The sequence below is a fragment of the Pseudomonas cuatrocienegasensis genome, from assembly GCF_900110925.1.
Classification (GTDB): domain Bacteria; phylum Pseudomonadota; class Gammaproteobacteria; order Pseudomonadales; family Pseudomonadaceae; genus Aquipseudomonas; species Aquipseudomonas cuatrocienegasensis.
The window spans coordinates 181,189-202,499 of the sequence record NZ_FOFP01000007.1; the positions used below are offsets into that span (position 1 = coordinate 181,189).

The following is a 21,311-nucleotide window of genomic DNA, read 5'->3' on the forward strand; positions in this document are numbered from 1 at the left end:
GAGGGTGTCCCGGGTGTCGCTACGCTCGACCCAGGCTACGGCGCTGGCTGGCCGGTGTGATCGGGGGTTATGGCGGCGCCGGCAGCATTTCGCCGACCTTGCTGGCCAGGTCGGCCATGGAGAAGGGTTTGGTGATCATGTCCATATTGGCGCCGAGAAAGCTGGCGCGGATGGCGGCGTTCTCGGCGTAGCCGGTGATAAACAGCACCGGCAAATGCGGGCGATGCTGGCGGGCGATTTCTGCCAGTTGGCGACCATTCATGCCCGGCAGGCCGACATCGGAAATCAGCAGGTCGATTGCCACGTTCGAGACCAGGTGTTCGATCGCTACCCCCGGCTCGGCCGCGTCCAGGGTGTCGTAGCCCAGCTCGGTGAGCACGTCGCGCACCAGCAGACGTACCGTGGCGTCATCTTCTACCAACAGAATGCGTTGTCCTCGCCCGCTCGGAGAAGCCGGTTGCTCGCGGGCGAGGGGCTCGGCAGGGCCGTTGGCGGTGGGCAGGTACAGGCGCACGGTGGTGCCGACACCCGGCTGGCTGAGTATCACCACATCGCCGTGGCTCTGCCGGGCAAAGCCGTACACCATCGACAAACCCAGCCCGGTGCCCTGGCCCACGGGTTTGGTGGTGAAGAAGGGGTCGAAGACTTTCTCCAGCACCTGCGGGGTCATACCCGCGCCGCTGTCGGACAGGCTGATAACGATATAGGTACCGCTGGCCAGGTTAGGCCGCGCCGTGGGCGCGTCGGCGACGTGTACCTCCTGGGTGGTTTCCAGGGTCAGTTGGCCGCCAAAGGGCATGGCGTCGCGGGCGTTGATCGCCAGGTTGAGGACGGCACTTTCGAGCTGGTTGGCGTCGGCGATCACCGGCGGCAGGTTGACCCCGTAAGCCGTGTGCAGGCTGATGCGCTCATGCAAGGTGCGGCGGATCAGCTCTTCCAGCGAGTGCAGCAGTTCGCGCACATCGAGCGCCTTGGCATCCAGTGACTGCCGCCGGGAAAACGCCAGCAGGCGCTGGGTCAACCCGGCGGCGCGGTTGGCCGAGGTGGCGGCGACCTCCATAAAGCGCGGCAGGTCGTCGACCCGGCCGGCGGCCAGGCGCCGTTTCATGATGTCCATGGCGCCGATGATGCCGGTCAACATGTTGTTGAAGTCGTGGGCGATGCCTCCGGTCAGTTGGCCCACCGCTTCCATTTTCTGGCTTTGCCGCAGGGCCGCTTCGGCCTGGGCACGGTTGTGCATTTCGCTGCTCAGCTCGGCGGTGCGCTCGGCGACTTTCGCCTCCAACGTGTCGGCGGTGTCGCGCAGGCCTTCCTCGACTTTCTTGCTGTCGGTGATGTCGAGCACGAACACATGGAAGCCATCCACTTCGCCAGTCGGTGTGCGTCGTGGCAGGTAACGGATGTCGGCATCGCGACGGCTACCATCCTGGTGCGGCCATTGCCGTTGCAGGCGCGCCGGTTCGCCGGCCAGAGCGGCTTGCATCACCGGCAGGCGCGCTGCCAGGTCCTGGGGGCTGAACAGCTCGTTGACGTGGCGCCCGACAATCTCCTCGGGTGAGCGGTAGAACCAGTATTCATAAGCACGGTTGACGAAGCGGTAGCGCAGGTCCGTGTCGATAAAGGCGATCAGTACCGGCAGGGAGTCGGCGACCAGGCGTAATTCGCGCTCACTGGTCTGCAGGGCACGGCGGCTTTCGGCCAACTCGGCGAGCTGATCGCGGATCAACAGTTGCTTGACCCGTGAACGAATCGCCGAGGCTACGGCGCTCAAGAGCGATACGGCACTCAGCGGCCGCTCGATCAGGATCACGTTGCTGGCGCTCTCCGGCAGACGCTTGCGCACCCGCTCGGTGTCGCCCAGACGCCCGGATTGGCGGGTGGCCAGAAGGATGAACGGCAGGTCCGACCAGGCCGGCTGGGCGTCGAGTACCTGACGCAGGGCGTGCATATCGCCCACCAGTGCCTCTTCGGTGACCAGCACAGCGCCTGTATCAGTGTCGATGTGGTCCGCCAGGGTCTGCAGCGTTGGGCAGTTCAGGGTGCGGTAGCCTTTCTCCCCGAGCAGGCTGGCCAGGCTCTCGGCATCCCGACCGAAGGGCGCACTGATCAACACCTGCATGGGCTCGGTGCGGTTAACGGGCAAAGTCGTGGCTCCGGTTTTCCATCAACGGTGCCTGGTCGCCGTTGTATTCCGGGGTGCCGGTGAGCACGCCCCTGAAGCGCATCAGCGTCTCGCCAACGCGCACGCCGTGCTGGTCGACGCGTAGCTCGCGGATGCTGTCCTCATGCTGGCCGCCACGGTTCTTGATCACCGACACGGCCTTGCGGATGCGTCCCTGGGCCTCGAAGAAGCGCAGCAGCACCACGGCATCGGCGACATAGGAAATATTCAGGTTATCAGCGGTCATGTTACCTACCAGGCCGTGCTGCGGGTTGATCAGAAAGGTGCTGACCCCGCGCTGGCTGAGATAGGAGAGCAGTTCATGCATCTGCAGGATCAGCTGCTGCTCCTGGGGCATGGCCGCCAGGTAGCCGCTCAGGCTGTCGATCACGATCATCCGGCACTGGTGCTGCTCCACCGCGTTGCGCACCAGCCAGGCGAATTCGCCAGGCGACAGTTCGGCCGGGTCGATCTGGCGGATGTCCAACAGCCCATTGTCGATGTGTTGCTGCAACTGCAGGCCCATGCTGTCCGAGCGGATCAGCATGGTGCCGATGCGTTCGTCGAACTCATAGACGGTGCAGCGCTCGCCGCGGCGGCAGGCCGCATCGATGTATTGCAGGGCCAGGCTGGTCTTGCCCGAACCCGCCGGCCCGGTGACCAGGGTGCTGGTGCCGCGCAGCGGGCCGCCGCCAAGCAACGCGTCCAGGCCTTTGACGCCGCTGGGTACCGGGTCACCGCTGAAGGCCACGTGGTGCTGGTTGGCCACCAGCCGCGGGTAAACCTGCAGGCCGCCGCGGCGAATGGCGAAGTCGTGCAGGCCGGCACAGAAGTCCACACCGCGCAGCTTCTGCACCTGCAGGCGGCGGCGTGCTGCACCGAATTCCAGGGTCAGGCGCTCCAGGGTGATAACCCCGTGACACAGACTGTGCAAGTGCGCATCCCGCTCGCCATGGTTGCCGGTAAGGTCGTCGACCAGAAACACCGTGGCTTTACGCGGGGCGAAGAATTGCTTGAGCGCCAGCACCTGGCGACGGTAGCGCAGTGGATCCTGGGCCAACAGGCGCAGCTCCGACAGGCTGTCGAACACCACGCGCAGCGGGCGGATACGTTCGACCTGGTCCTGGATCAGGCGGATGGTGCCGCCGAGCTCCAGCTCCCAGGGGTGCAGGATCGATTGCTCGCGGCCATCGCCCAGCACCGCTTCGGCCGAGGCCAGCTCGAACAGGTCGATGCCGTCCAGAGACCAGTCATGGGACGCCGCTACGGCGTGCAACTCTTCACTGGTTTCCGACAAGGTGATGTACAGGCAGCGCTCGCCGCGAGCCACGCCCTCCAGCAGAAACTGCAGAGCCAGGGTGGTCTTGCCGGCGCCGGGCGAGCCTTCGAGCAGGTACAGACGTTCCGGCGGCAGACCGCCGCCGAGAATGCTGTCGAGTCCGTTACTGCCCGACGGTACCCGTGTGAGGGGGTGCATCATTCATTGACCTCTCTGCGTGAGGTAAAGGTGCACGTGGCACCTTGAAGTACTCGGCAGCCGATGGTCCACAATCAGTGCCGACGGCAGGGGCAGTGCCAGGCGCGCTCTTGAGATGACGCCGACAACCCTGCTGAAAATCCGACCGCTAGCGGTTTTTCTTGTTCATTATTTTTGACAGGCGGATCGGATCGCATTGCCGCAGAGGGGCTGTTTTCAGCGCGTTGACAGGGGCCTGAGAGGGCGCAAACCTGGGGTTACGGCTTGGGCACCGGTACGCGCAGATCGGGGTGGCCCAGGGGATGACTGAGGGCATCGTAGAAGCGCAACTCGAGGTTCTGTTCGGCAAACAGCGCACTGTAATGCTGCTTCTGCTGCAGGATAAACGCCGGGTTGTGCGGGTAGATGGAGATGGCCAGGGTCTGCAGTTGCGCCTGTTGCAGGGCGCGAACCAGGTGCTGGTCTTGCGCCGCCAGGCTATGGCCGAACAGGCACAGCGTGGCCTTGGGTTGCGCCAATTGGCTGTAGCAGAACGTCAGGTAGTCGCAGCTGCGGATGCTTCTGAGCTTGTCCGCGCTGCTGCCTTCGTTGACCAGCAGCGGAATATCGCCCAACTGGTTGATGGCAAAACTGGCCAGCAGGGTACTTTCCGAGGACTTGAGCATGCGCGTGCTGCCATCGACATTCTTCACCAACTGCATGCCGCCGTGCAGGTAGAGCAGGCGCGTGGCCTTGCCCTGGCGCTGGCAGTTAGTGGGGTCGAAGGTCGAGTCCGGGCCGCGGAACAGGTCGTCGAAGGCCTCCGGCGTCTGCTGGGCCGCCCAGTAAGTGAGCAGGTCGTAATTGCCCGAGTAGACAGTCTGGTACTGCGCCAGCGCCTGGCTGATCCGCGTCAGGCTGTCGGTCTGCATCAGGCTCCAGGGAATGTGCAGCGAGCGCACGGCATGGATCAGCGCTTCCTTGATGGCGAAGTAGCGATGGCGCGGCGACGAGGCATTGATGGTCAGTGCCGCATTGACCCGGATACTGCTTTTCAGCGCACTGAGTACCTGCTCGAAAATACTGCTATCCAGCGCCCGGAATACGCTGAGTTCGGTCGGGCTGAGCGGGCGATTACGGGTGGTCTGGGCCTCGTCGAACAGCGAAAAGTAGGCGAACTTGCGCCACACCGCCAGGCTTGCGCCGTTACCGATCAGCAGTTCGCTAAAACCGATGCTGTCGTTCAGGGCGGTCCAGTCTTCCAGTTCCGCCGTCAGTGCCGGGAGTTCCATAATTGCTCGTTGTCGCCTTGGGCCAGAGGAGTGCAGGGCGCGACTTTAACATGGGCGGGGAGCGGCTCGGCGCTAACGCTGTACGGCTGTGGCTACCACGTGAAGCGCGTCTGAAACGCCTGCTGGCCTTGCTCGAGCACGCCAATCTGGCGTAACAGGCCGCTCAGTTGGCTGTTGCTCGCCACTCGCCCGTCGATCTCGGTTGTGCGCGCTGCAAGCTGTACATCCACGGCAATCTGGTGTTGGCCGGCGCGTTCGAGGCGCGCCAGCAGATGAGTGTGGTCCTGGCAGTCCAGCGTCAACTCAGCCTGGCCCAATGGCATGGTCCAGGGGGCCAGCAGGTCGAGTTGGGTGGCGCGCAGGCTGCCCGTGCTGGACAGGCAGCGCCGGCCGCGTCCGCTGACTTCGATATGACCTTGCCAGTCGCCTTCCAGGCTAAAGGGCTGTTCGGGGGTTACCAGGCTGCCAGCGTCTTTGAGGCGCGCTTGCCACTGCCAGGGCCAGCCCTCTATCTGCAGGTGCCATTGCCGTTGCAGTGCGCCGGCACGCACCTCGGCACGTGGGCCGACCAACGCCAGTTGCCAGCTCACCGGCCCCAGTGGCCCGAGCTGCGCGGCCTGGCCTTGCCATAGGCTGCCGCTCAGCGCCTGGGGCTGCCAGCCGTCTGGCCAGTTGACCCAGCGCGCCCAGAACGACACAGGAGCGCCCAGCAGCAAGGCCCCAGAGAAAACCGCAACGGCCCAGAGGATGGCCCAGCGCTTCATGGCTGCGCCGCTCCCAGGCGCGGGCGCAGGTGGAGGTCGAAGCGCAAGCCTTCGGCGTCTTTGCTCAGATTCCAGTCGTCAGCCCGCCAGCCACGGGTACTGGCGCGGGTGATAAAGCCGGCAAGTGCATCGGTGCGTTCCATACGCCCTGCGAGCTGCCAGGTGGCGCCGTCGCCGCGCACTTCGGTGAGCACCAGGGCGGACGCGCTCGCCAGGCGTCCCCAGTCGTCGGCGACCATGGCCTGGGTGGTCGGCAGTGCGCGGGCCTGGCTGGCCAGTGTCTGCCAATGCCGCGCGGTGTGCCAGGCGGTGTACAGCGGGCGCGCCGCGACATACATCGCCATCAGGGCGACCACTAACCAGCCGATGGCCAGCAGCCGTTTGCGCGCGGCTGGGAGCGCCTGCCAGTGGTTGTGCAGCGCTGCGAACTTCATGCCTCACTCCCTTCAAGGTCCACGCGCACGGTCAGGCTTTCGCCCTCCCGTGTGAGGGTTACGCTACCGCCGATTTCTCGCCCCAGGGTTTGCCAGCGGGCCGTGTCGGCCAGGGCATCGTCGTGACCGGAGAGCGTCACATACCAGTGCCTGCCGTCAAAGCCGAGTGCCTGCAGCGCCCAGTCAGGATGCTCGCTTAACCAGCCGTTGAGCGTTTGGCTCCAGGCCGCCACTTGTTGTTGACGCACCTGCCAATGCTGCTCCTCGCGTTGCGCGCGGCGCAGGCGACTCTGCGCCTGTTGCAGGGTGCTGGATGCGCCAAACTGCTGGGCCAGCGCGGCGCGCGCCTGGCTGCCTTGCTGCCAGGTGGTGCCAGCCATGAGCACCGCCCAGAGTAGCGCCAGCCCCAGGCAAGTGCCCGCCAGGCGGCGCGCGGTTCGCCAGTCGTGGCCACCTGTTGCCCGCCTTGGCCGCGTAACCGGCACCAGGCTGGGCAGTTTATCCAGCGGGCCGTCCGGGCCGGGCGCGACCGCTCGCGGGGCGGCGCCCGTCGCGGCGAGGCCCGCCGCCAGCACCCTGGGCAGTGCCAGCCAGTGCTGCGCGCCTTGCTCATCGGCCTGTACCTGGCAGACATAGTCCGCTACAGACCAGGCTAGGGTCTGGCCGGGCTGCTGCGGTGGGCACAGCTGGAACTCGCTCCAGTAGCGCTCCAGGGTGATGCCCAGCGTGTCGGCTTGCTGTTGCCAGCGCGCCAACCGGGCACGCTCCAGCGCCACCAGTTGCAGCCGCGTGTCACGCCGGCCAACGCAGCCGATCAGCACGGCCTCGGGCGCTTGTAACAGGCGATCTTCCAGCAACAGTGGCCATTCGGCTGGGCGTATACCCGGCGGCGCGCTGATTTCAAAGTAACTGACGGCATCGGCAGGGATCAGCAACGCGCAACGCAGCGCTTGCCAACCCGCTGGCGGGGGCCAGTCGGCCTGCTCAATCACGGCGCCGTTGTGCCAGTGCAGCCACTGCCAGGACCGTGCTTCATCCGGGCGTAGCAGCAACCAGGTATCAGGGCGGGGGCGCTGCCTGGCGCGGAAAAATCGCTTAATCATGGGCGCAGATCCGGCAAGGCAAAGGTGCAGACATAGGGTTCTCCCTGATACTGGAAGTCGATGCGTACGCCTAGGTTCGGTTGGGCGGCGATCTGTGAGGGGTAGGCCAGCCAGCGCTGGCCCTGACGAAAACTCAGTTGCACCTGCGCGACTGGGGCGAGGGCCTCGCGCAGCACCCAACGTGGCGTACCCGTGGCGTACAGGTCATCGCTGCTGTACAGCGCCAACTGCTGCGTATCGGGCTGGTAGCGCAGGCGTTGGCGTTGCAGGCGGGTTGTACCGGCGCTCGGCGGCCAGGCGCTGAGGGCGGTCCACTGCAATTGGTGCAGGCTCGCTTGCCAGTCGAGCCAGGCCAGCGGCAGGGGCAGGCGCTGTTCATACAATTGGCGCAGGCTGATGCCATCGAAGCGCGACTCCAGCGCCAGGCAGAACGACAGCACACTGGGGCGCTCGGCCGTCACCAGGCGCTCGCGCACCTGCAGCCAGCTATTGACCAGCGCTGCCAGGAGCAGGCCGAGGACCACGGTCAAGGCCATGGCAACCATCAGCTCGATCAGGGTCAGGCCCCGCTGCCGGCTGTTCATGGGCGTTGCAAAAATACGCTGAAGTGTCCCAGGGGGCGCGCGGCGGCGTCCTCCAGGGTCAGCTCGCCACGGCGCAGGTTGGCAATGCCGGTGTAGCTCAGGCTCATGCGCCAGTGGCAGCTTTGCGGCCCTTGGCGCAGCTCGCCCTGTACCTGGTCGATCTGCGGCCAGTAGTCTTCGACCTCGAAGCGGGCGATCAGCTCGCGCGCACAGAGCGTGCCCAATTGCCGGTCGCGCACTGCCAGGTGACCGTCGATGCGCTGGCGCAGCACGGTACTCACCATGATCGCCAGGGTCGCGGCGATCATCAGGGCCACCATAACTTCCAGCAGGGTGAAGCCGCGGTTGTCCTTCATCACTCGACCTGCAGCGCGCCATCGCCGCTCCAGCGCCAGTGCGCCTGCCCATCCGGCCACTGCCAGTGCAGGCTGGCCGGGCGGGCGATGCCGGTTGGGGTGAAGATCACCCAGGGCTCTGTAGACTGCTCTGGGGTTGGCCGCACGTGCTGCGGCCAGGAGCCGGCGAGTGGTTGCGTGCGCCAGCGCTGCGCACCCTCCTGGCGGGCAGGCTCGAAACGTGCCGGGCCTTGTTGAGTCCAGCCCAGGCCGATGATCTGGCCGCTGTCGCGGGCACGGGCATCGAGGGCGCTTGCCTGTTCAGCCAGGCGCTGCAAGGCGTCGGCGGCCAGGGTTTCGCCCCGCGCCAGCCAGGCCACACTGATAGCCGTAAGCAGCCCGACAATCAGCAGCACCAGCAGCAGCTCCAGCAGGGTGAAGCCGGCAGCTCTTGGCATCAGAGGTCCCAGTTACCGATGTCGGCGTCGGTGTCCGTGCCGCCTTCCACGCCATCGGCGCCCAGCGAGTAGACGTCGAAGCGACCGTGTTGGCCCGGCGCGCGGTACTGATAAGCCGCGCCCCAGGGGTCTGTGGGCAGGCGGCGAATGTAGCCGTCGGTGCGCCAGGCGCGCGGCAGCGGTTCGCTGGTCGGGCGCTCGATCAACGCCTTGAGGCCCTGCTCGGCGGTTGGGTAGCGCAGGTTTTCCAGGCGATAGAGGTCGAGCGCCTGCTCCAGGGTCGACAGGTCGGCGCGCACCTTTTGCTGCATCGCCTGGTCCTGATTGCCCAGGACGTTGGGCGCGACTATGGCCACCAGCAGGCCGATGATGAAAATCACCACCATGATTTCCATCAGGGTAAAGCCGCGTTGCCGCGGCTGGGCGGAATATGCGTGCATGGGATGGGTCTCCTAGAAGTTCAGGCCCTGGTTGAGTTGCATGATTGGCAGTAGCACCGCGAGCACGATGAACATGACGATGGCGCCCATCATCAGGATCATCGCCGGTTCAAATAGGGCCAGCGCCATGTCGACCTGGCGGGCGAAGCCTCGCTCCTGGTTGTCGGCGACGCGTTCGAGCATATCCGGCAGGGTGCCGCTGGCTTCGCCGCTGGCGACCATGTTGATCAGCATGGGCGGGAAGTGGCCGCTGTCTGCCAGGGAGCGGTGCAGGCTGATGCCCGCCTTGACCTGCTCGCGTGCGCGCTGCAGGGCTGCGCGGATACACAGGTTGCCCACCGTCGCTGTGCCCACCTGCAGCGCCTCAAGCAGCGGTACGCCGCTGCCGCAGAGGATCGCCAGGCTGCGTGACAGCCGCGCGCTGTCGAGCACGGCGAACAGCGTGCCGATACGTGGCAGGCGCAGCAGCAGGTGGTCGCGCCGGTAACGCCAGTGCGCCTGGCGCAGCAGCAGCGAGAGGCCGACGCCGGCGAGCAGCAGCAGGCCCAGCAGCCAGGGGCCGGTAACTACCAGGGCATCGCTGAGACCGATCAGAATCTGGGTGACCAGCGGCAGGCTGCGCCCGGCATGCTCGAACTGTTCGGTGAGGCGCGGCACGACAAAGGTCATCAGGCCGATCACCACGATCAGCGATACCAGCATCAGCACAGCCGGGTAGATCAGCGCCGTGCGCGCTTTGTGGCGCTGGCGCTGGACCTGTTCGAGGTAATCCGCCAGGCGCTCCAGTACCGGGGCCAGGCGCCCCGAGCGTTCGCCGGCCTCGACCAGGGCGCAGTACAGGGTGTCGAAGGGCGCGCCATGGCGGCGCAGGCTTTCGGCGAGGCCGTGGCCCTCGGCCACGGCCGCGCCCAGGCTGGCCAGCACCTGGCGGGAGCTGGGCTCGAGTTGCCGCTCAAGGGTGGTCAGCGCCTCGCTCAGGGGAATCCCCGCGCCAAGCAGGGTCGCCAGTTGCCGCGTCAGCTCGCAGAGCTGGGCGTGGCTCAGCCGCTGGCCAGACATGCGGCGCGTGGTGCTGGTCTGCGCCGTCAGCTCGCGGGCGAACAGGCCCTGCTCACGCAGTAACTGGCGCGCGTGGCGTTCGCTGTCGGCCTGAATCAGGTCGCGCCGACGGCGGCCTTGGGGATCGAGTGCTAGGTAGCGAAAACTCGGCATGCCGACCTCAACGCTGCACGGCGCGCAGCACGTCGGCCAGGCTGGTACGGCCTTGGCGCAACGGCTCAAGGGCGGCCTGCGCCAGGCTCTGCCGACGCTCGGCCAGGTAGGCTTCCATCGCCACCTCGCTGGCTCCGCTGTAGAGCAGGCCGACCAGCCCCGCGTCCAGTTCGATGAACTCGTAGAGGCCCAGGCGGCCTCGATAGCCGGTATGCCCGCAGGCATCACAGCCCACCGGCTCGTGCAACTGCTCAAGGCTGTCGAGGCCATCCATCAGTGTCCGTTCGGCCGCCAGCAGCGGCCGCGGTCTGGCGCATTCGCAGAGCTGGCGCACCAGCCGCTGGGCGAGTACGCCTTTGAGGCTGGAGGCGATCAGAAAGGCTTCGATACCCATGTCGCGCAGCCGGGTGACGGCGCCGACCGCGCTGTTGGTGTGCAGCGTGGAGAGCACCAGGTGGCCGGTGAGGCTGGCTTGCACGGCAATCTGCGCGGTTTCCACATCGCGGATTTCCCCGACCATGATCACATCCGGGTCTTGCCGCAGGATGGCGCGCAGGCCGCTGGCGAAGGTCAGCCCGGCCCGCGGGTTGATGGCCGTTTGGCCGATGCCGGTGATCGCGTATTCGACCGGGTCTTCGACAGTGAGGATATTGCGCGTGCCGTCATTCAGCCCGTTGAGGCTGGCATACAGCGTGGTGGTCTTGCCTGAGCCGGTGGGGCCGGTGCTGAGGATGATGCCGTTGGGCTGCTCCAGGCAGCGCCGCAGACGCGTTTCGACCTCGGCGGGCATGCCCAGATTACTCAGCTCAAGCAGGCTGGCCTGTTTGTCGAGCACCCGCATCACCACCCGTTCGCCATGGATGCCGGGTAGGGTCGAGACGCGCACATCGACATCGCGCGCGCCCATGCGCAGGCTGATGCGGCCATCCTGGGGTTGGCGTTTTTCGGCGATATCCAGGCGCGCCATCACCTTGATCCGCGACACCAGCATGGCCGAGAGCGCCCGTGGCGGCAGCAACACTTCGCGCAGTTGGCCGTCGACGCGCAGGCGCACCACCAGGCTCTGCTCGAAGGTTTCAATATGAATGTCCGATGCCTTGAGGCGCAGGGCTTCGGTAAGCAGCCCGTTGATCAGACGAATCACCGGCGCCTCGTTTTCGCTCTCCAGCAAATCTTCGATGCGCGGCAGCTCGCTCATCAGCCCGGCCAGATCGACCTGTTCGGCGATGCCCTCCATCAAGGTCGCGGTAGCCGGTTCACCGGCTTGATACAACAGCGCCAGCTCGCGCTCAAAGGCGGCGGCGTCGAGGTGCGAGCAGGCCACCGGGGCACCGTGTACGCGCAGCACTTCCTGCAGTTGAGCCAGGTCAGGCGCTTCACGCAGTAACACATGCACGCCGTCGGCATGAGGGCGTAAGGCGATACCCGCCTGGCGCGCCATCCGGTAGGGCAGGAGTTTCTCGGCCATCAGGGGATCAGCCCACCGAGGCGCGCCCGGCTGGATGGGAACAACCCGAGCAGGTCGCTGCCTGTTTCGCGATCAGGCAGGGCCAGCGGGCTGGTGGCTTTGATGTTGCGGTATTTTTCGTCGCTGAGCTGGCCCAGGGTGAGGGCATCGCGCACGATCCGTGGGCGGATAAACACCATCAGGTTTTGCTTGGCATGGCTGCGTGCGTTGGAGCGAAACAGCCGTCCCAGCAAGGGCAGGTCGCCGAGCAGGGGCACGCGCTGGTCACTCTCGGCCACCTCGTCGCTGATCAGTCCGCCGAGCACCACCATGCCGTTGTCCTCGACCATCACGGTGGTTTTGATCTCGCGCTTGTTGGTGATTACATCGCTGGCACGGGCGCTATCGGCAATCGATGACACCTCCTGAATGATGTCCAGGCGTACGGTATTGTCGATGTTGATCTGCGGCCGCAGGCGCAGCTTCACCCCCACCTCTCGGCGCTCGATGGTCTGGTACGGGTTGGCGTTGTTCTGGGTAATGGAGCCGGTCACGAAGGGGACTTCCTGGCCCACCAGAATCGACGCCTCGGCGTTGTCCAGGGTGACCAGGGTGGGCGTGGACAGCAGGTTGAAGCCGCTCTCGTTACGCAGCGCGTTGAGCAGCGCAATGAAGTTGATACCGCCGCCAATATGGCCAACACCGGCGGTTACGCCCTCCACGCTGGAGAGCAACGAACCGAGCTGGGTGTTGTTGCCGGTGGCGGCGGCAGCGGCGATGGCGTTGATGCCGGCGCCGTTACCATTGAAGTTGACGCCACCGGCAGGCAGGTTGCTGTCGGGGTCAAGAAACAGCCATTGCACGCCCAGCTCCTGGGCACGGGTATCCGAGACCTCGACAATGATCGCCTCAACCACCACCTGGGCGCGGCGAATGTCGAGCCGTTCGATGATCTGCCGATAGGACATCAGCTCGCTGTCCGGCCCGAGCATGACGATGGCGTTGGCGCCTTCTTCGGCCTCCAGGCGCACGCCGTCAACCGATACGGCTGCAGGCGCGGCGGCGCCGTCGGCGCTTACCGCTGCTTCGGCGACACCGCCCTGGCTGAGGCCGCGCAGCACTTTCAGCACGTCGGCTGCGTTGGCGTGACGCAGGTAGACCACCTCGGTGTTGCCGACATGCTCGCGGGCCATGTCCAACTGCTTGAGCAGTTGCCGCACCCGTTCGCGATCCGCCGTGCTACCGCGTACCAGCAGCGCATTGCCGCGTACGTCTGCCACCACCTTGGCGCTGCGCGCGTTGTCCTTGCCCAGCAGCTCGTTGACCAGGCGCGCTGTGTCACGCGCGCTGGCGTGCTGCAGGGGCAAGGTTTCGACCGGCTCATCGATAACCTGGTCGAGCTGGCGTAGCAAGCTCTCGATACGGCTGAGGTTGCTGCGCCAGTCGGTGACCACCAGCAGGTTGGCCGAGGGGTACGGCGTGATCACCCCCACCCGTGGATCGACCAGCGGCTTGATGATTTCCAGCATCTGTTCGCTTGCGGCATTGCGCACGCTGAACACCCGGGTGGCCATGCCGTTGGCCGCCGACTCAAGACGCTGTCCGGTTTCGACTGGCACCGGTTCCAGGCGGGCCACTTGGTCCGGGAGAATCTTCACGCTGCCGTCTGGCAGGTCTACGGCGGCAAAACCCTGAGCACGCAGTTGGGCGAGAAAGATGTCGTAAATTTCCTCCGGCGTGTGGCGGGTCATGGTCCGTACCGTGACTTTGCCCTGGACGCGGGGGTCGACGATGAAGGTGGTGCCGGTGATGCGCGAGACGCTGTCGATGAACTCGCTGATGTTCGTATCAACGAAATTGACTTCGTAGTGTTGCGGTTCTGCCGGTGTATGGCCGTCTTCCGTGGCCACGGCCAGGGCGGGCAGCAGCAGGCCGAGCAGCAGGCTACGCAGCACGCGAGCCGGTGATGTCAGGGGGCGCTCAGCCATGGTGCTTGAGTCCTTGCAAAGGTCGGTCTGCGGGCCAGGGCAAGCGCTCCAGCCGACCGTTGTTATCGAAGATGAGTCCCTGCTCGTCGATGCGCTGCAGGACGATGCCCGGCGCCAGTCGCTGACCCTGGGTCAGGGTTTGCTGGCGCTGTTGATAGCTGAGGACCACCACGGTAGCCGCCAGGGGCTCGGCGCGCATGCCGCCGACCCAGGTCAGCTCCAGGCGGGTCAGGGGGATCTGTCCAGTGGCGGGCGGTGGGCTGCGCTGCCAATGTGCGCTCAGCAGGTCCAGGCTCTGCGGCGCCTGGGCGAGCGGCAGCGGCGCTAGCGCTGGGCCGTGCCAGAGCGTAAGCAGACACTGCGCGGCCAGCCAGGCGGCCAGGGTGACCAGGCCAACTGTGATCAGAGGGCGGACGTCGTTCATGCCAGCTTTCCATGCGTCGGATGCCAGCCAGGGTGGCCCTGCACGAAGCTCATGCGTGGCAAGGACCATTCAGCCAATTGCCAGTCAGCCGGCTGGTTGCGCAGATAAGCTTCGAGGCGCTGCCACAGCGGCTCGCCTTCGGCCATCGGGCCAAGGGTGAAGGTGCGCACTTGCTGGAGCGGCTCCAGCCCCGACACACGATGCCCCGCCGGGCTGTAGGCAACGTGCCATGGCTGACCGAGCAGGCGTGGCAAATCCTGGCTGTTATCGAGCATCGACAGGTTGCCAAACAACTGCTCGGCGGCATTCTCCAGCACCCGCTGAAGCTGGCCGGCCGGGGCTTCGCGGACAGCAGCCGGATGACTGCCGGTCAGGCACAGCAGGTGCTCGCGGGTGATCGTCTGGCCTTGGCGCAACGGCACGTCATAGCGTAGGCCGGGTAGCAGTACACCACCGTCGGCATAGTTGTCGGCCAGGGCCTGGTGGATCAACCGATCCCAGCTGCCGGCGCGCACATCACGACGCCACAAGGGTTCTGATGCCTTGGCCAGCGGCTGGTCGAGCCAGCCTGCATGGCTTACGCGCTGGGCGGTCAGTGTGGCCTGTAGGCCTGCGGCGGCCTGTAAGCCCTGAGCGTCCAGGGTGCTGGCGAACGCCGGGTGGAATAGCGAGTCGAACTGCCAACCCTGGGCGGTCGAATGGCAACGAATGCGAAAGGCCCCGCAGGCGCGGTTGCCCGCGAGAATCAGCGGCACTTGGCGCCCGGACGCCTGGCGCACGTCTATCTGCCGTGGCCACAGGTCCTGGCCACGGGCGCAGAGCAGCAGATCGACCTGTTCCAGTCGTTCCGCCAGCCACATGCCGGGGCCAGTGCCGACGTCGGCCAGGGCAATGACCAGGTCAGCTTGCTTGCGCGCCTCGTCAAGCGATGGGCGCAGGGCGTCGAACCATTGGCTGAGCGTGGCAGACTGATCAAGGGCATAGGGATCAGCAATACCGACCACGGCGATCTGCACTCCCGCCCGCTCGAAGCGCGCGATGGACTGTACTCCTGGAGTTTTAAGCCCGGCGCCCACTACCGGGCGGCCCCACTGTCGATAGAGTCCCATCGCCTGTTGGGGCCACAGGACGCGTTCGTCACTGCTGACTCGTACCTCGGCGCCCAGCAGTTCGCTGCCCTGTACGCCCGCGCCGCCATTAGTCAGGTAGGCCAGGCCACTGCCGTTCCAGCATTGGCCGTTTTCCAGGGTCAGGCAGTTGTGCGGTCCAGAGTCGTTGCGCAGCCGTTCCAGCAATGCGCCCAGAACCGCGTAACCGCCTGTCTCTACCGGCCCCAGGGCGGCGTCAAGCAACGGCGCATAGCCGGCGTGTGCAGGGAACGCAGCACGGGCGTCAGGGCCGGTCAGCCAGGGCGCTTGGCCCGTACGGGTCGCCGAGCCCAGGCGGGTTTGCGGTACCACAGCCAGACCAGGCGCCCGGGCATCCAGGGTGTCGGCGTAATACAGCAGGTCCAGGCGTGAGGTGCTCGCCGCAGGGCGGGTGCTGCCACTGGCGCACCCTCCCAGAAGCGGTAGTGCCGCTCCCGCCATTAACCACGCCAACGTCTCCCGACGTCTAATGCTTGTCATAGAGCTGTTCCACTGTCCGTCGTCCACCGTTTGGGTGCGGGGGGGATAGTGCGACCGTGATGTGACAAATTTATGTCACTGGCCATCAAGAACAGCGGTTTCAGGCAAGAGGACAGATTTACTGAGATTCACAAAACCATCAACTAACCATCAACTAAGTATCGAATAACTATAACAATTGCTCCGTAAAGTCCGCCGGGTCATAAGCAAACTCAACTCAAGGAGTTAACTATAATGAGTCGCGAAACCGGCACTAACCGTAGTCTGAACCCCAGCAACAACACGCCCATGGACTCGGTTCTCGAAACCTATCTGAGTCGCCGCCACGTACTGCGCGGCGGTCTGGGTGCTGCTATCGCCATGATTGCCGGTGGCGGACTGGTCGGCTGTTTTGATGGCGGCGGCAGTTCCGATAATGGCTCTGACAGCCCGACCCAGCCCACGCCAACACCCCTGGCGCTGGCTTTTGAGTCTGTCGCCGTGTCGCGCACCGATGCCTGTGTAGTGCCGGCAGGCTACACCGCATTTGTGCTTGCCCCGTGGGGAACGCCGTTGAGCAGCCTCGCCAACCCCTGGAGGGACGATGGCAGCAACACCTCCACCGACCAAGCCAATTCCATGGGCATGCACCATGACGGCATGCACTTCTTCCCGATCAACGGCAGCTCCGAAGACGGCCTGTTGGTGGTCAACCACGAGTACATCGACCAGAACGCACTGCACCCCAGCGGCGCTACTACCGATGGCAGTGGCAACCGACCCGCTGAAGAAGTGCGCAAGGAAATCAATGCCCACGGCGTTGGCGTGGTGCGCATCCGCAAGGTCAGTGGGCGCTGGCAAGTAGTCGAAAACGATCCGCTGAACCGCCGTTTCACCAGTGCCAGCGTGATGGATATCACCGGCCCGCTGCGTGGCACGGCCGATATGCGCACGGTCTTCTCCACCGACGGCAGTATGACGCGCGGCACCAACAACAACTGCGGCAACGGCTACACCCCTTGGGGTACCTACCTGACCTGTGAAGAGAACTGGCCGGAGGTCTTCGTCAACCGCAGCGGCAGCGTCCCGGCAGATCAGGTTCGCCTGGGCATGCCCACCAGCTCCAGCCGCTATGGTTGGGATACAGCCGCAGGTGATGCCTCCGAGCAGAACGGTGAGTTTGCCCGTTTTGATGTGACCCCGACCGGCGCCAGCGCCACGGACGACTATCGCAATGAGGCGAGCACCTTCGGCTACATTGTCGAAATCGACCCTTACGATTCGACCAGCCGCGCCGTCAAGCGCACCGCGCTGGGCCGCTTCCGTCACGAAGGCTGCTGGCCTGGCCTGACCGAAGTGGGCAAGCCGGTGGTGTTCTACAGTGGCGACGACGCGCGCAACGAATACCTGTACAAGTTCGTCTCCACCGCCCTGTGGGAGGCCGCCGACGCCAACCCCAGCGACCGTCTGGCCACCGGCGCCAAGTACATGAACAACGGCACCCTGTACGTCGCCCGCTTTGACGCGGACGGCACCGGTGTCTGGCTGCCGCTGGCGGTCGATACAGTGGCGCAAAACGGGCAAACCCTGGGCACTATTTTCGGCAGCCTGGCGCAGATCATCCTCAATACCCGCGGCGCGGCCGATGCCGTCGGCGCAACCCCGATGGACCGCCCGGAGTGGACCTCGGTCAACCCGGTCAATGGCGACATCTACCTGACCCTGACCAACAACTCCAGCCGTACCGTGGCAGACGCTGCCAACCCGCGAGTGAACAACGTCAACGGCCATGTGATTCGTTGGCATGACTCCGATGATCAGCTCAGCTTCACGTGGGACATCTTCGTCTTTGGCTCGGATGCCAACGCTGGCCCGCAAACCAACCTCTCAGGCCTGACCGATCTCAACCAGTTCGCCAGCCCTGACGGCATGGGCTTCGACAGCCGTGGCGTGCTCTGGATCCAGACCGACAACAGCGGCAATGCGGTGGCCAGTGTCACCAACGACCAGATGCTGGCGGTGATCCCGAGCAACCTGGTAGACGCACAAGGTAACCAGTTGCCTCTGCGTGCGGATAACCAGAATGAACTGCGGCGCTTCTTTGTTGGCCCCAATGGTTCTGAGGTGACCGGTATCGCGTTTTCACCCGATAACACCTCAATGTTCGTCAACATCCAGCACCCAGCTAACTGGCCTTTTAGCGAAGATGCGACCGAGGCCGCGCCTGCCGGGACGAGCGTACGGCCACGCGCTTCGACTGTGGTGATCCAGAAGGTCGACGGCGGCGAAATCGGCGTCTAACGACTGACGGCAGCAAGCAGAACAGCCGGTAGCGCAAACGCTACCGGCTTTTTTGTTTCTGCTTTGTCCCTTTGCGGCGCGTGTGCCGATGCCTTGTTATGGCTGCCAGAGTCAACAGCCGTAAACCTCAGGGCATCAGCTCAGATGCGCTCGACTCTGCGCTCCACCAAGGCGCCGGCTGGCGACCCCGGAACAGCACCTGCTGGGCCGGCACGCGGCTGTACCATTTGGACACCCCGCGCACTTCTACCTGGTGGGTCGTGCGGTACAGGGTGTCGTCCAGACGCACCTCTATGCCGAGCAGAAAGTGATCGCTGCTGAGCACCAGACCTTCGGTCAAGCGGTTGTACGTGGCGTCATCCAGCGCGCCCAGAGACTGGCGCAGCTGGGCGGAATCGCGATAACCCTCTGCTGGGCGTGCGCTGATTAAGCGTGTGAGCAGCGAGCTGGGCAGTTCGCCTTCATACAGTGCCTCCAGCAACGGCAGATCGTTGAGCGTCACGGCATTGGCATTCAGTTGCCAGGCGCCGGTATCCGGCAGTGCGCAGAGTTGCGGATGACGCAGGTAGCGCTGTGGGTCAGTGGGCGGCAGCAGATTCAGCTCGCTGGTTTCATGCAGTAACTGGTTGGCCGCGAGCCAGGCACTGCCGTGGCGCAGGTATTCTGCGCTCTCGGCACCGAGCAGGTTGGTTTGCTGATCGTTATCGACCCAGTCGGCCACCTGCTGCGTCAACCGGTCACTGGCCATGTCGCCACCCAGCACCAGGTTGAGCTGGCGCCTGGCCCGTTGGCTGTCCCCGCCCGCGAGCGCATTGAGGTTGAAGCAGGTGCGTTGGTCGCGCAGCAGCAGGCGTGCTTCGCCACCTTCGAAGCGATATGGCAGCGGCAAGCCGCGAATAGCCTGCCAATACAAGGGACTCTCGCGCCAGCGCGGGTCGCGCATGGCCTGCACGGCAAACGCCCGTACAGCGCTATCCACGGCGCGCGCCTGCACTCGCTGCTGGAGCAGGCGCGTGCGCTCGATCTCCTCCCGCCCCTGTACGGCCAGCCAACTCAAGCCACCGGTCAACAGCGCGAGCGCCATCAGCACCATCAACAGGGCTACACCGCGCTGCGTTTTTTTCATTCAGCCTGATCCGTCATTTGTTTAACGGGGCAGTAAACCGGGTAAAGGTTGCAACAACGTGGCAAAGCGCAGAGGGCCTTTGCTTGATCGGTAAAAACACAAACCCGGCACGGGGCCGGGTTTGTGGGGTAGCAGTGGAGCGTTTACTTGATCTCGACCGCCAGACTGTCGGCGATCTTCTTGTTCCAGATGGCCGGGCCGGTGATGTGCACCGACTCGCCATTGGTGTCGACCGCCACGGTGACGGGCATGTCTTTTACGTCGAACTCGTAGATGGCTTCCATACCCAGTTCGGCGAAGGCCACCACGCGCGATTTCTTGATCGCCTGGGCGACCAGGTACGCAGCGCCGCCGACGGCCATCAGGTACACGGCCTTGTTGTCCTTGATCGCTTCGATGGCAATCGGGCCGCGCTCGGATTTACCGATCATGCCGAGCAGGCCGGTGCTTTCGAGGATCTGCCGGGTGAACTTGTCCATGCGCGTGGCGGTGGTCGGGCCGGCTGGGCCGACCACTTCTTCGCGCACCGGATCGACCGGACCAACGTAGTAGATGAAGCGGCCCTTGAGGTCCACCGGCAGCGCTTCGCCTTTGTTCAGCATGTCGACCATGCGCTTGTGCGCAGCGTCGCGGCCGGTGAGCATCTTGCCGTTGAGCAGCACGGTTTCGCCCGGCTTCCAGCTCTGCACGTCTTCCGGGGTCAGGGTGTCGAGGTCGACGCGGCGGGCGCTTGGACCGGCTTCCCAGACGATTTCCGGGTAGGCGGACAGGTTCGGCGCTTCCAGCTCGGCCGGGCCGCTGCCATCGAGCACGAAGTGGGCGTGGCGGGTGGCGGCGCAGTTGGGGATCATGCACACCGGCAGGCTGGCGGCGTGGGTCGGGTAATCCATGATCTTCACGTCGAGCACGGTGGTCAGGCCGCCCAGGCCCTGGGCGCCGATGCCCAGTTGGTTGACCTTCTCGAACAGCTCCAGGCGCAGTTCTTCGATGCGGTTCTGCGGACCACGGGCCTGCAGTTCATGGATGTCGATGTGCTCCATGAGCACTTCCTTGGCCATCACTGCGGCCTTCTCGGCGGTACCGCCGATGCCGATGCCGAGCATGCCTGGCGGGCACCAGCCGGCGCCCATGGTTGGCACGGTTTTCAGGACCCAGTCGACGATCGAGTCGGACGGGTTGAGCATGGCCATCTTTGATTTGTTCTCGGAGCCGCCGCCTTTGGCTGCGACGTCCACTTCCACCTTGTCGCCAGGGACTATGGAGTAGTGGATGACGGCCGGGGTGTTGTCCTTGGTGTTCTTACGCGCGCCGGCCGGATCGGCGAGGATCGAGGCGCGCAGGACGTTTTCCGGCAGGTTGTAGGCGCGGCGTACGCCTTCGTTGATCATGTCGTCGACGCTCATGGTCGCGCCGGTCCACTGCACATCCATGCCCACACGGATAAACACGGTGACGATGCCGGTGTCCTGGCAGATCGGCCGGTGGCCGGTGGCGCACATGCGCGAGTTGATCAGGATCTGCGCCATGGAGTCACGGGCGGCCGGCGACTCTTCGCGCAGGTAGGCCTCGTGCATCGCCTGGATGAAATCGGTGGGGTGGTAATAAGAGATGAACTGCAGGGCATCGGCGACGCTCTGGATAAGATCGTCTTGCTTGATCACGGTCATGCTGGGCGCTCCTCTATTCAGGGAACATCTATAAGGAAGCGCCGCACTGAGCGTCGGCGCAACTGCGTAAAAAAGGCGCGGCAGTATAACGTACCCTTAGGGTCTGTTGACGTTTCGTTCGCGGCCGCGCCGGAGCCCGTTTTAGCGCGAGGCAAGGCACGAGATGCGAAGTTTAGCTGGCTAAATGAGCCATCGAGAAACGCAGCATCGCGCTAAAACGGGCCCGGCCCTTCGGGTGGGGCCGCCTAGGTTGCGCGCAAAATCTCGCCATGCGTTGTTGGAGGACTTGGCAAGGGAATAACCATTCCCTGCGTCCTCCGCAATCCCCATGGATGGGGTGAATGCCGCAAGCCCGCCGGGAGCGGGCGCGGCCTAGCCTGGCGAGATTTTTCGCGGCAACGCGGCTTGCGACGAAACGTCAACAGACCCTAAGCCTTGCGGACACTTGCCGCGGCAATAGCGACCACGCAGACGCCATACAATAGCCTAGGTTTTTTGTGAGCTCAGGCGTA

18 protein-coding genes are annotated in these 21,311 nt (G+C 64.9%); 1 reads left to right on the top strand and 17 read right to left on the bottom strand.

Going from position 1 to position 21,311, the window contains the following annotated elements; all coding sequences use genetic code 11:
- Nucleotides 1-67: 67 nt before the first annotated feature.
- The 15 genes from BMW49_RS12045 to BMW49_RS12115 form a co-directional block, all read right to left on the bottom strand.
- Entirely contained in the window at nt 68-2,143 is a 2,076-nt protein-coding gene (locus BMW49_RS12045) for a hybrid sensor histidine kinase/response regulator (protein WP_208600967.1), read from the bottom strand.
- On the bottom strand, nt 2,133-3,641 hold the full coding sequence (locus tag BMW49_RS12050) for an ATPase domain-containing protein (RefSeq protein ID WP_090390943.1): 1,509 nt from the start codon (nt 3,639-3,641) through the stop codon (nt 2,133-2,135). The genes BMW49_RS12045 and BMW49_RS12050 overlap by 11 nt, the downstream gene beginning before the upstream one ends.
- A gap of 254 nt (nt 3,642-3,895) precedes the next feature.
- Nucleotides 3,896-4,909, bottom strand: a complete 1,014-nt coding sequence (locus BMW49_RS12055) for a DUF4917 family protein (protein ID WP_069520113.1) — start codon at nt 4,907-4,909, stop codon at nt 3,896-3,898.
- 92 nt (nt 4,910-5,001) lie between these two features.
- Entirely contained in the window at nt 5,002-5,673 is a 672-nt protein-coding gene (locus BMW49_RS12060) for a hypothetical protein (RefSeq protein ID WP_069520112.1), read from the bottom strand.
- Nucleotides 5,670-6,107, bottom strand: coding sequence for a type II secretion system protein GspM (gene gspM, locus BMW49_RS12065; protein ID WP_069520111.1), 438 nt, complete (start codon nt 6,105-6,107; stop codon nt 5,670-5,672). Before gspM ends, BMW49_RS12060 begins: the two co-directional genes overlap by 4 nt.
- On the bottom strand, nt 6,104-7,210 hold the full coding sequence (locus tag BMW49_RS12070) for a GspL/Epsl periplasmic domain-containing protein (protein ID WP_069520110.1): 1,107 nt from the start codon (nt 7,208-7,210) through the stop codon (nt 6,104-6,106). Before BMW49_RS12070 ends, gspM begins: the two co-directional genes overlap by 4 nt.
- The gene (locus BMW49_RS12075) at nt 7,207-7,794 is read right to left on the bottom strand and encodes a prepilin-type N-terminal cleavage/methylation domain-containing protein (RefSeq protein ID WP_069520109.1); all 588 of its coding nucleotides are present in this window, start codon (nt 7,792-7,794) and stop codon (nt 7,207-7,209) included. Before BMW49_RS12075 ends, BMW49_RS12070 begins: the two co-directional genes overlap by 4 nt.
- The gene (locus tag BMW49_RS12080; RefSeq protein ID WP_371850885.1) at nt 7,791-8,150 is read right to left on the bottom strand and encodes a type II secretion system protein; all 360 of its coding nucleotides are present in this window, start codon (nt 8,148-8,150) and stop codon (nt 7,791-7,793) included. The genes BMW49_RS12075 and BMW49_RS12080 overlap by 4 nt, the downstream gene beginning before the upstream one ends.
- Complete coding sequence (locus BMW49_RS12085) at nt 8,150-8,587, bottom strand: prepilin-type N-terminal cleavage/methylation domain-containing protein (RefSeq protein WP_069520107.1); 438 nt, start codon at nt 8,585-8,587, stop codon at nt 8,150-8,152. Before BMW49_RS12085 ends, BMW49_RS12080 begins: the two co-directional genes overlap by 1 nt.
- Nucleotides 8,587-9,027 (bottom strand): type II secretion system major pseudopilin GspG, encoded by a 441-nt coding sequence (gene gspG / locus BMW49_RS12090; RefSeq protein ID WP_069520106.1) that lies wholly within the window; start codon nt 9,025-9,027, stop codon nt 8,587-8,589. The genes BMW49_RS12085 and gspG overlap by 1 nt, the downstream gene beginning before the upstream one ends.
- 12 nt (nt 9,028-9,039) lie before the next feature.
- On the bottom strand, nt 9,040-10,239 hold the full coding sequence (gspF, locus tag BMW49_RS12095; protein ID WP_069520105.1) for a type II secretion system inner membrane protein GspF: 1,200 nt from the start codon (nt 10,237-10,239) through the stop codon (nt 9,040-9,042).
- A gap of 7 nt (nt 10,240-10,246) precedes the next feature.
- Nucleotides 10,247-11,707 (bottom strand): GspE/PulE family protein, encoded by a 1,461-nt coding sequence (locus BMW49_RS12100; protein WP_069520104.1) that lies wholly within the window; start codon nt 11,705-11,707, stop codon nt 10,247-10,249.
- Complete coding sequence (gspD, locus tag BMW49_RS12105) at nt 11,707-13,674, bottom strand: type II secretion system secretin GspD (RefSeq protein ID WP_083251795.1); 1,968 nt, start codon at nt 13,672-13,674, stop codon at nt 11,707-11,709. Before gspD ends, BMW49_RS12100 begins: the two co-directional genes overlap by 1 nt.
- Nucleotides 13,667-14,098, bottom strand: coding sequence for a hypothetical protein (locus tag BMW49_RS12110; RefSeq protein WP_069520103.1), 432 nt, complete (start codon nt 14,096-14,098; stop codon nt 13,667-13,669). The genes gspD and BMW49_RS12110 overlap by 8 nt, the downstream gene beginning before the upstream one ends.
- Nucleotides 14,095-15,726, bottom strand: a complete 1,632-nt coding sequence (locus tag BMW49_RS12115; RefSeq protein WP_069520102.1) for a bifunctional UDP-sugar hydrolase/5'-nucleotidase — start codon at nt 15,724-15,726, stop codon at nt 14,095-14,097. The genes BMW49_RS12110 and BMW49_RS12115 overlap by 4 nt, the downstream gene beginning before the upstream one ends.
- A 234-nt stretch (nt 15,727-15,960) precedes the next feature.
- Here BMW49_RS12115 and BMW49_RS12120 point away from each other — a divergent pair, with 234 nt between their 5' ends.
- Nucleotides 15,961-18,006 (top strand): PhoX family protein, encoded by a 2,046-nt coding sequence (locus tag BMW49_RS12120; RefSeq protein WP_069520101.1) that lies wholly within the window; start codon nt 15,961-15,963, stop codon nt 18,004-18,006.
- Nucleotides 18,007-18,133: 127 nt separating this feature from the next.
- Here the strand turns inward: BMW49_RS12120 and gspK are convergent, their stop codons facing one another.
- The gene (gspK, locus tag BMW49_RS12125; RefSeq protein WP_069520100.1) at nt 18,134-19,132 is read right to left on the bottom strand and encodes a type II secretion system minor pseudopilin GspK; all 999 of its coding nucleotides are present in this window, start codon (nt 19,130-19,132) and stop codon (nt 18,134-18,136) included.
- Between the two features lie 143 nt (nt 19,133-19,275).
- Complete coding sequence (locus tag BMW49_RS12130) at nt 19,276-20,799, bottom strand: fumarate hydratase (protein WP_069520099.1); 1,524 nt, start codon at nt 20,797-20,799, stop codon at nt 19,276-19,278.
- Nucleotides 20,800-21,311: the final 512 nt, after the last annotated feature.